Source organism: Brevibacillus sp. AG162, assembly GCF_006715575.1.
Taxonomy (GTDB): domain Bacteria; phylum Bacillota; class Bacilli; order Brevibacillales; family Brevibacillaceae; genus Brevibacillus; species Brevibacillus brevis.
In genome coordinates, this window is the sequence record NZ_VFNO01000011.1 from 87,535 (window position 1) to 97,987 (window position 10,453).

Annotated in this window: 10 protein-coding genes; 1 reads left to right on the top strand and 9 read right to left on the bottom strand. The window is 43.8% G+C overall.

The genetic code is table 11. From position 1 onward, the window contains the following. Positions 1–81: 81 nt before the first annotated feature. From FB479_RS31080 to FB479_RS25275, 3 genes are all read right to left on the bottom strand, one after another. The gene (locus FB479_RS31080; protein ID WP_255438632.1) at positions 82–663 is read right to left on the bottom strand and encodes a hypothetical protein; all 582 of its coding nucleotides are present in this window, start codon (positions 661–663) and stop codon (positions 82–84) included. Next, a complete protein-coding gene (locus FB479_RS25265) occupies positions 575–1,147 on the bottom strand; it encodes a hypothetical protein (protein WP_255438634.1) in 573 nt (190 codons plus the stop codon). Before FB479_RS25265 ends, FB479_RS31080 begins: the two co-directional genes overlap by 89 nt. Before the next feature lie 394 nt (positions 1,148–1,541). Next, entirely contained in the window at positions 1,542–2,210 is a 669-nt protein-coding gene (locus FB479_RS25275; protein WP_142067139.1) for a YdeI/OmpD-associated family protein, read from the bottom strand. Positions 2,211–2,455: 245 nt separating this feature from the next. On the opposite strand from FB479_RS25275, the gene FB479_RS25280 reads away from it, so the two are divergent. Beyond that, entirely contained in the window at positions 2,456–2,821 is a 366-nt protein-coding gene (locus FB479_RS25280) for a hypothetical protein (protein ID WP_106657621.1), read from the top strand. 207 nt (positions 2,822–3,028) lie between these two features. Here the strand turns inward: FB479_RS25280 and FB479_RS25285 are convergent, their stop codons facing one another. The 6 genes from FB479_RS25285 to FB479_RS25315 form a co-directional block, all read right to left on the bottom strand. Beyond that, positions 3,029–3,355, bottom strand: coding sequence for a cupin domain-containing protein (locus tag FB479_RS25285; protein WP_142067140.1), 327 nt, complete (start codon positions 3,353–3,355; stop codon positions 3,029–3,031). Between the two features lie 20 nt (positions 3,356–3,375). Then, positions 3,376–4,359: an ABC transporter substrate-binding protein gene (locus FB479_RS25290; RefSeq protein ID WP_142067141.1), complete on the bottom strand. Its 984-nt coding sequence runs from the start codon at positions 4,357–4,359 to the stop codon at positions 3,376–3,378. 86 nt (positions 4,360–4,445) lie between these two features. Next, positions 4,446–5,273, bottom strand: coding sequence for a helix-turn-helix transcriptional regulator (locus FB479_RS25295; RefSeq protein ID WP_142067142.1), 828 nt, complete (start codon positions 5,271–5,273; stop codon positions 4,446–4,448). Between the two features lie 138 nt (positions 5,274–5,411). After that, positions 5,412–7,427 carry an iron ABC transporter permease gene (locus FB479_RS25300; protein ID WP_142067143.1) on the bottom strand — a complete coding sequence of 672 codons (2,016 nt, stop codon included), beginning with the start codon at positions 7,425–7,427 and terminating at the stop codon, positions 5,412–5,414. Further along, positions 7,424–8,407, bottom strand: a complete 984-nt coding sequence (locus tag FB479_RS25305) for an ABC transporter substrate-binding protein (RefSeq protein WP_142067144.1) — start codon at positions 8,405–8,407, stop codon at positions 7,424–7,426. The genes FB479_RS25300 and FB479_RS25305 overlap by 4 nt, the downstream gene beginning before the upstream one ends. Before the next feature lie 452 nt (positions 8,408–8,859). Then, on the bottom strand, positions 8,860–10,453 hold a 1,594-nt coding region (locus tag FB479_RS25315), incomplete at its 5' end, for an S-layer homology domain-containing protein (protein ID WP_185746418.1).

Consider the following 10,453-nt stretch of genomic DNA (forward strand, 5'->3'; position numbering starts at 1 on the left):
CGTTTTGCAATTATTATATACTAACTTTCCTATTTTTGGTTAGAGTCAACGTAATGTATCTAACTCCTGAACAATGGAGTATTAAGGATGACGAAAAATCCGCCATGATCGGAAACTCACCTTGTTCATCTCTGGAAGACGTATCAAAAAATAAAGCTCGTCACTATCCGGAACGAACAAGTCCAGTCTGTGGGGAAACTGGCTTACCCACCACCCCTCGGCTTTATTCAACCTATGTATATAAAGAAGATCGCTGTCGTCATACTCTCTATGTTCCGGAGAAACGATCGTTAAAATATTCCCGCCATTCAACCGGGCATTTCCATAATGAATCAGCCACCAGCGGTAAGACTCCTCCAACGCCTTCATCTCCCGATCAAAGCTGACTTCACGCAGTTGAATTTGATCTTCCATCACAAGACGAGTTAGCGCTCGGAAGTTCGCGATATTGGACAGGTCATGAAAACCGCGGACTCTGGAGATCTCCAGGTCGTCGATTTCATTCTCTTCAATTTCCTGAATATGCTCTCGACCTCCAAGCAAAATGCGAAGGTGCTTCAGCTTTTTCAGTCGATTAACAAAATGTAACGGTAATTTGCTGATCGAATGCAGCGCGAGATAATTCAAATCCTTCAGATCGCCAACCGCATCCAAGTTTTTCACCTTTCCCCCGACATGCAATTGTTCCAGATGAGAGAATTCTTTCAAATATTGAAGGTTGAGAGTTTTTTTTCTCAGAGATAATGGATAATTCTCTTAGAGAGCGCAATGTTTCTATTCCCAAAACCTCTGAATTCTCCAACTCGTATATGCCAAGGTGTAAACTGTGCAAATGTTTCAGTGTCGTCAATGTTTCGGTGTTATGTGCCTGAGTAAGGCTATTGAGATGCAGCATTTTGACATGGGGAATCCGCAAAAGAGTATGCCCATCAAACGAGAGAGAATAGTGCCCGTAGAAACGCACTCCGAAGTTTTCATCCAAACGCGCGCACAGCTCATCCACCTCCTCCAAAATGGAGCCATAAAACTCCGGGTGAGAGAACTGGACAATCACTTGGTTGCCGTCGCGCAAGTCCTGCTCGATCTGAACCCGGTCCAGCACAACAGGATTATTGATCAAAATCCTTCTTTTCCATATTTTTCGCACGCGTACAGCCTCCTTACAAAGGATATGGTGGGGCTTTTCCTGCGACAATGTTGTCTGGATGAACGTCAGTGCGCTCATAGCCACTCATGCGGAGAAAGATATACTCAATTTCTTCTAATGGCATTTGCAATTGTTGGCTGACCTCATAGAGTCCGAGGTTTTACGCTAGAAGTTCCCGAGCTTTATTGAAGCGTCTAAATGTTTTTCGCCCGTAACTTTCAGGTAAAACACGCCAACCCCGTTACCTTAGACAAGCACCTTGACGATACGCTGCGGCGGCTGCTTCACCGGTAAGGCCGCCTCGGTTCATAGAAGCAACAAAGAGCCCATGATCGACGCGGGCTCTTCTTGTATTTCATTCTATGGAGGCTTCCTCACAACCTCAAACAGCGTCTCACTTACCCCGGCGATAAAGATCGATGGTTTTAAAACCCTCAGCCAAGACCGCGATCATTTCAGCTCGGCGCTTTGCCCGTGTCCCCTCTTGTACGGCACTATATACATACCGCGCCCAATCCTTTTTGTACCCGGGCGTGAGTGATTGGTAAAAAGCGAGCTCTTTTGGCGTATGGCGTAAATCCTCTTCTATTTTCGGCACAAAGTCTATATAATCATCGACGCATTGACTCGATTTAGATGAAGCTTTTGCCGCCTTCTTTTTCTCATTTTTAAACCCGACAACCGTAAATACCTCATTCATGCCGACCATTCGATTAAATTTGATCGTGCTTGTCCCGATATAGCCATCTTCATGGGCTCCTAATCCATCGAATAATTCATCCCGATGGATATAAGTCGGATAGACTTTATTCCCTTTCTTGGGATAAGCAACGTATAGAAGCCCTCCCTCCAATAAATAGCTGTGGTCGATTACCTTCTTCATGAGCTCTTGCAAGGACTTCATATCCAGTACGAAAGCAAAAATCATATCATATTGCACGTCTTTCAACGCATGGTCCGCTTCTTTAAGAACGGCTAAGCTCTCCTCACCCTCCGGTGTATGTAAGACAGCCGTTTTTTGATATTTTTGCAGGTTCAGCTTCTCAACGATTGTTTTCGACATGATGGATCTTCCCCTTTGGTTTCATGATACGGCTCGGAGCCAAGCCTGCCTTAACTTTCCACATAGGTAATGCTTTCGCGGAATTTCTCTTCATGTGATTTATGCTTTCCGTTCTATTATACCGTTAAAGTTAAAAATTACAGGAATGGAGACACAGCAACTGGGCTTTTGCAAAAACTATGACACATTCCATTGTGCTACAAAGCAATCCCCATTAGTATATTATGGAAGGAGGTAGGGTTCCGTTGAAAACAGCGAGTGAGATACTTTCGATAATCAGTCATGACCGTTTTTTAGAGAATGTCTTCCATAAAGATGTTGATTGGGACGCTGAATTAGACGCTAGGGATGCTGATGAATTTGATACGGCATGGAGTTCTAGTTACAAAAAAGTTGATGAAATTGCCCCCTCTGAAAATACGATGATCAGAGAAATTAGGGAATTTGTGTTCAAGCAAACTTTTCGGATAACCCAGAATTCAGAGCTGGCAGGGTATGCGTCGGACGATTTTGGTCTCATTTCCAAGGCGTTTGAAAACAAGATTAATATAGAATTTATCAATAACCTATGGGATTCCTACCTGCAAGGGAAATTCCCCAATGATATGTAAATGAATCTTCAAAAGAAAAAAAATCTGCACATACAGGTTATGTAAAACGAGCGTCATGAACACTATAAAAAGCGGAGTATTTCCCCAGTTATTCCAGTAAGTCCATGGAGAATGACAGGAAATGTCTAAACCATTTGTAAAAATGAAAAAAGGAGCTGCGGTGGACAGCTCCTTTTTTGAACATTCGTTCATCATTTATGTTTTGCATTAAGCCTCTGTGTTTACTACGCCTCTAGGCTCCACCAACAAGACATGGCATTCCTTTTCGGCGAAAGGCTTGTGATCCGCTCCCCCCGGGACAATAAACATCTCACCCTTGGAAATTTTCACCTGCCCATCACGAAAATCAATGAACATTTCTCCTTCGAGCACGATAAATACCTTATCGGCCCCTTGATGCTCGTGCCAAATAAAATCCCCGGCAATCTTGATGATTTTAAATTGAAAGTCATTTATTTCACCAACGACTTTCGGAGACCAGAGATCGTTGAGTGTAGATAGCTTCTCATTCAGATTAATCGCTTGGTAATGCATATGAATCCCTCCATAACTTTTTAGTGCTTACGCAAAGCACTTGTTATATTTTGTAAAGCGTATTCGATAGCTAATGGGCCACCAGTAATAGCAGAAGAATCCAATAGATGAACATTGCCTTTCTTGACCGCATTGAGATTATTCCATACATTGCTTTGTTTTAAGTCATTCATTAAATTTTCCTTTTTTGTAATGTCACCGATAAGAAAAATATGGTCTGCTTGTACAGTTGATATTCCTTCAAACGAAGTAAATTTATTAGTAATACCCGTAAATGTATGATCTGGTGTAAGCCCGAGTCCCTTTTCTTTATCAAACGCAAGTGTATAGACTGGATTTTCCTCACCGAGTACATTGAAAGTTTTCCCATCCCACGACAATATAAATGCCACTGACTCTCCTTGAATCGACTTTAATGCTTCTCGCCCAGTTGTGATTTCTTTCATCATTTTATCAATTACCTTTTCCGCTTCTTCTTCTTTTCCAATAATCTCGGCTACTGTACGGAGTCCATATTGCCAATCTCCGTAGATTTCCTTGGATTTTAACGTAATGACTGGCGCAACTTTTTCAAGTGAATCATACATTTTTTCATGATGCTCTGTTGCTAAAATAATATCAGGCTCAATAGATAATATCTTTTCAATACTAGGAGACACTTTATCTCCCAATTCCTCAGTTGAATCCAGCTTTCCTTTTAAATAGGTTAAAGTAGATAGATACTCTTTTTCAGTAGATGCAGCAGGTGGCTCACTTAATGCAACTAATATTTCGGGATAAAAATACCATAATGAGGCTATTTTTTCTGGTTTTTTCTCGATAACAATTTCTTTCCCTAGGGCATCCTTAAATGTTCTTGGCCATTCGGTTGTATCTACATGAACTGCGGCTGTAGATGCGCCTTCGGTAGTTGATCCCTTATTTTCAGCAGGTGTTTGATTGCAACCTGCTAGTATGCCTACTACTAATAGCATGGAGATTAGCAGGCCTTTAACCTTTTGCATACGCTATTCCTCCGACTTGATGTTTTCTTTTGTTTGCCATTAGTATAGTAAAGCCATTTTTGGTTTAGAATGGATGCCTGTTGAAATTAGCATGGATTATTGATGAACTTCTCTCGATATTCAGTAGGAGAGATACCGAGTTGTTTCTTGAACACTCTACTAAAATAATAGGGGTCAGCAATTCCAACCGTTTGCGCAATTTGTTGTACAGGCATATCACTTGTAAATAGCATTTCTTGCGCCATGTTTATCCGATATTTGAGTAGATACTCTGCTGGTCCCATGCCTGCATGTCTTCTAAATACGTAAGAAAGTCGATTTCGATTAATATTATATTGTTCTGCAAGCGATGTTATTGTAAGGCCTTGATAATAGTATTCATGAATATAAGTAGATACCCGTTCGAATAAAGTATGTGATTCACAGCTATTTTGCCTATTGGCCACACATAATAAGGCTTCATTCAATACATCGCGAAACAGCATTTCGGTCTGAAACATCGAAATGCCTCCAGGCTGATTATACACATGCCAAAGACGCATAATTAATTCGATAAGACGAGGAGATTGTCCGGTTGATAATTCAAAATGCTGATGAGAAAAGCTTGTCTCTTCCAGTTCTGCGTTACATATTCGGTATAATACGAGAATATACTCCCAGTTGGTGTTGCCAAACGTTTTTTGAGCTAGTTTCATTTTCGCCCCCCCATGCAAAACTTTTCCTGGCGAAAAAATATAGGGCGTGCCGTTAAATTGAAATTGCACCTTCCCTGTAAGTGGAAACACAAATCCAGGAAAAGAATCTGTATATTCAGCGTAAGGTACACCTGGATCTTTCGCATATCGATATACTCCTTCTACTTGAAAAGGAATGTGTGCCAAATGTTCTGCTAACTGATCAACGTCGATTTTCACATTGCATACCTCATTTCAATCGTAGTTTGCCGGTTATCAGCCGTTATACGGGAAACTATTGCAATAAGATTGGTCCGTTCATTTATATGACATTCAGAAAAAAGCTAGTAAAGGGATTACCCTTCACTAGCTATTGGTCTACAGCTTCTTCGTATGTGACCGAAACATTACGAATAGAAAATAAGGTGCGCCAATCAAAGTAATTAATAGACCGGATGGAATTTCGACCGGAGCAAGTATCGTTCGACCGATGGCGTCCGCCAATACAAGAAGGAGAGCCCCGAGTAAGCTCGACAATACGATGGATTGTCGTGTGTTATGCCCGATTAAGCTTCTTACCATATGAGGGACGATTAAACCGAGAAAGCCTACAGTTCCTACAGTGGCGACCGCACCGGCAGCGAGAAGAACACCTACGGACATTGCAGCGAATCGTGTTTTACGCACCGATAAACCTAATCCTATAGCGCTATCATCAGAGAATGCGAGTATATCAAACCTGCGACCGAGCCACCATGCAAGAGGAAGGAGAGCGGCAAGGAATATACAGATGATGAGGAATTGATCCCAGGTGCGACCATATGTCGAGCCAGTCAACCATATATAGCTACTACTTCCCCATAATGGCCCAAGTACGATTAAGGCTTGAATACCCGCGGAGCCGATAGCTGAAACCGCGATCCCCAGAAGAATAAGTACCGAGGGATTGAGCGACTTTCGCCATGCGAATAGGAATATGACGGCAGCAGCAAGTATAGCTCCGCTCATGGCAGCGATCGGAAGAACTACGATCGGTACTTGCGGCCAGGCAATAAGCACAAGTAGTGCTCCGAATCCAGCCCCCGAGGTCACCCCCAGAATAGAAGAATCGGCTAATGGATTACGAACAGAAGCTTGGATTAGAACACCGCTTACGCTCAGTGCTATTCCTGCGCCTGCGGCGACAAGGGTACGAGGTAATCGTAAATTAAAGAGGGCTGAATAAGATGCTGCTTCGTCAGATCCAATTAAGCTCGCGAATAACTGACTTAGCGGAATACGTGTGCCGCCCATTGTCATGCTTACAAGGATGAATAAGACAACGAAGAAAAGCATGATGAACGCGAGAAGCGGGAATTGAATCCGAACACGATTTCTGCCAATAGACATGGATGAGGTTGAAAAGGAACCCATCATACCATTCATTTTCCTAAGTATGAGCCAGATTAGCCAAGGTGCTCCGATTATCGCCATCATCGCACCTACTGGCATCTCACCCATGCTGCTACGCACCATTCGCGTAAGAACATCAGCCCCAGTGAGCAATACGGCTCCCCAAAGCGCGGTGGCGGGAATAAGCCAATTATGCTTGTGCAATCCGCTTAGACGTACCAAGTGCGGCGCGACGAGACCAACAAATCCGATCGGTCCGACTACACTGACTACGACTGAAGCAACAAGCACGGCAAGTGCCAATCCGGCGAAGCGAATGAGATCAACCTTCTGACCTAATGATTGAGCAGTGGACTGATCCAAGTTCAATACATCGAATTGCTTGCCCATAAAAATAGCGACGATAATAACAGCGCTGACGCCAGGCCAGGCATACGTAACACCTTTCCAGTCGAGTTGGGAGAGCGAGCCTGAGCCCCATAAAAATAGCGACTGTGTTTCCGTAGCATGGAATATATGTAGAGCGCTTGTAAATGAACCGATCACCATAGCTACGATCATACCGGAAAGGGCTAGGCGGATTGGACTTGTAGATCGACCGCCTCCGAGAAAATAGGCACACATCGCAGCAAAGCCTCCGCCAGCGGCGGCAAAGAGAAATGGTGACTGGTGGAGCAGGTTGGGAAAATAGATCGTTCCAGCAACAACCATAAAATAAGCACCGGCATTAATACCAAGTGTATCTGTGGAAGCTAGCGGGTTTTTAGTAACCGTCTGTAGCAAGGCCCCAGCTACAGCAAGCCCTGCCCCGGAGATGAATCCTAGTATCGCACGCGGTATACGCATATCCCATATCACATTATGTGAGAGTATATCCTGACGATGAAATAGGGCTTCTAACACGACCTTGAAAGTAATTTCTGCTTCCCCAAAGCACAGACTGGCTATCAACAGTAGGAAGAGGGCAGCTAAGCCACCCCCGAATAAACTAACGGTTCTCATTTCGTTATAGCTTCTACAACGCGGTCAACTAATACTTTGGAGGAGAGGGGGCCGCCGAAGGTCCATGTGTCTCCACCTATGCCATAAGTCCGGTTTTCTTTAACGAAATTTAATCCGTTCCAAACCTTATTATTCTTCACCGAGTCACCGAAAACGTTATCGTCTTTCTGGACAATGTAAATGAAATTGGAATCGCTCACTGCTGGCAGGGACTCAAAGGTAGCGTCTGTAAAACCGTACTTTTCAAATTTGTCCGACTTCCAATCGCTGGTTAACCCGATACGATTGAGCGTTTGTACGACTGTCGATGTTTCCGTAAACATCCTCAACGTTGCCGCATTCTGGCTGCTGAATGCTTGGGTAATGACATAATTGAATTTGTCCTTGCCAGCTGCTTTAAGTTTTTCCTTAGCTGCTGCATAATGCGTATCAAGATCTGCGAGCACTTTATCCGCTTCTTTTGATTTACCTACTGCTTTAGCAATGGTCTTAAAATCGTTGACCATTCCTGTATAGGCATCTCCTTCGTTCGGATAAGGATCGAATTCAATCGTAGGCGCAATAGCATTAAGCTGATTGTAGATTGCATCGTTATTGTCCGTATTCGAGATAATCAGATCAGGCTTCAATGACGCTATCGTCTCCAGGTTGGGCTCCCAACGCAAGCCGACGTCCGTAACGCTATCTGCGAGTGCCGCTTCATCAGTCACCCAAATCTTATATTCCTTATTGTCCGCATTTCCTACAGGCTGAATACCTAACGCGATTAATTCCTCCGTATAGATCCACTCCAAGGCGACGACTCGCACCGCAGGCTTGTCAAGCTTAGTCTCACCTTTTCCATGTTTAATAATGATAGGGCCAGCCGAGTCGGTATTATTTGAGGCAACGCTGCTTGTATTATCCGAATTTTTTGAACCACAAGCAGTAATAATTAGGAGAGATAGTAGAACCATACTAACTTGTAATAGCCTTTTCATTATGTTTCCCCCACCCAGTAAACGCTCGTTTTTTATCAAAATCAATAATGATAATCAATATCAATTTCAACAAAGAGAGATTATCATTGCTCAATGAAGTTGTCAATATTATTAAGCGAGTTTCAAGTCTTCCTGTTTAATTAGACTCACAAATTCACTAGCTCCCTTCTTCGGGGAATTTGTGCTCAAGCAAACTTTTCGGATAACCCAGAATTCAGAACTGGCAGGGTATGCGTCGGACGACCTTGGTCTCATTTCCAAGGCTTTTGAAAACAAGATCAATATTGAATTTATCAATAACCTATGGGATTCCTACCTGCAAGGAACATTCCCGAATTCCAGAATATGTGAATGAATCTTCGTACGTTGCGATTATGAGAGTAGCCGAAAAAGACCGGAGAAGCATATAAAATATGCACTCCGGTCTTTTTGATTAAGAAAGAGAGTTCCCTTTACTTTTTGGTTGCTGCTTCAATATCCTTGTACGCCCAATGAGTTGGAGGTACATCCGGCCAGCTTTGTCCTATTACCGTGCTTAACTGCGAATGGTTCAGCAAACGATTGATGATCGTGACCGTTTCTGCTCGAGTCAATGTCTTTTGGGGATGGAATGTACCATCTGGATAGCCGGCCATGTAGCCTTCTTTATTTACTGCCGCAATAATCTGAGTTGCCCAGTGATCTCCTGGCACATCGTAGAAGTTGTTCGGCATGCCGTCTCCATTTAACCCCAAGTGTTTGTATACAATGGTCGCCATTTCCGCGCGCGTGATTCCGCCTCCCGGATTGAACGTGCCATTCGAATAACCGTTCATCAGCCCTGCTTCATTCGCTCTTCTAATCGCATCTGCCGCCCAATGTTGGTCGGCTACGTCCATAAACATTCCACTTGCGGATGTAGTCTTGACCATTCCTGTGTTTACCAGGATCATAGCCATTTCTGCACGGGTCACTTGGCGATTTGGATCGAAGTTTCCGGTTGGATAGCCGTTCATGTAGCCTGTTTGGTCGTTTTCTTCTTTTGCTGGCTCACTTGGCTTCGGTTCTACATTACCGGAGCTGCCTCCAGTAAAGAACGGGTTTTGAACATGATTAGTGCTGTCCCGGTCTTTTTTCCGTTCTTTATCCCGGTCTCTGTCTCGCTTATCACCAGATTCTAAATCTCTTCTTGCTTTTTTAAGCTCAGCCAGTGCTTCGTCTACCTCGTCCTGGGTTGCATCAGGATCTTCCAGTACGTCATTTGCTCGCTTCAATGCTTTTTCGAGTTTTCTCCAACTGGAAGATGTATAGTCATCTTCATCCAAATCTTCATCGTCGATTTCATCTACTCTTGCTTGCAGCTTTGATTTATCGACAGTAGGTGTTGGCGTTGGCTCGTCTGGTTTTTGCAAACCTTCTCTGGCCTTTTTCAATGCCGAGAGCGCTTTGTCTACTTCTTCTTGGGTTGCATTTGGATCAGCCAATATTGCATCCGCTTTTCTCAAAGCTTTTTGCAGTTCTTCCCAGCTCTCGCTTGTGTAGTCTTCACCCGTAAGATTCTCGGATTGGATTTCGTCCGCTTTGGCTTCAAGCTTCGATTTGTCGACTGTAGGTGTAGGCGTTGGCGTTGGCACGCTTGGTTTTTTCAAACCTTTTCTGGCCTTTGTCAATGCCGAAAGCGCTTCGTCTACTTCTTCTTGGGTTGCATTTGGATCAGCCAGCACTGTATTCGCTTTTTCCAACGCTTGTTTCAGTTCTGCCCAGCTCGCGCTTGTGTACTCTTCTTCCTTCAAGTTCTCAGCCTTGATTTCATCTGCTTTGGCTTGCAGCTTTGTTTTGTCGACGGTAGGCGTAGGCTCGTCTGGTTTTTTCAAACCTTCTCTCGCCTTTGTCAGTGCCGCCAGCGCTTCGTCTACTTCTTGCTGGGTTGCATTTGGATCAGCCAGCACTGCATCCGCTTTTTCCAATGCCTGTTTCAGTTCTGCCCAGCTCGCGCTTGTGTACTCTTCTTCCTTCAAGTTCTCAGCCTTGATTTCATCTGCTTTGGCTTGCAGCTTTGTTTTGTCG

Bases quoted from the DNA above. Each gene is read 5' to 3' on its own strand.
- FB479_RS25290 (WP_142067141.1), bottom strand. From the start codon at position 4,359: ATGCAAAAGGTTAAAGGCCTGCTAATCTCCATGCTATTAGTAGTAGGC.
- FB479_RS25305 (WP_142067144.1), bottom strand. From the start codon at position 8,407: ATGAAAAGGCTATTACAAGTTAGTATGGTTCTACTATCTCTCCTAATT.
- FB479_RS25285 (WP_142067140.1), bottom strand. From the start codon at position 3,355: ATGCATTACCAAGCGATTAATCTGAATGAGAAGCTATCTACACTCAAC.
- FB479_RS25300 (WP_142067143.1), bottom strand. From the start codon at position 7,427: ATGAGAACCGTTAGTTTATTCGGGGGTGGCTTAGCTGCCCTCTTCCTA.
- FB479_RS25275 (WP_142067139.1), bottom strand. From the start codon at position 2,210: ATGTCGAAAACAATCGTTGAGAAGCTGAACCTGCAAAAATATCAAAAA.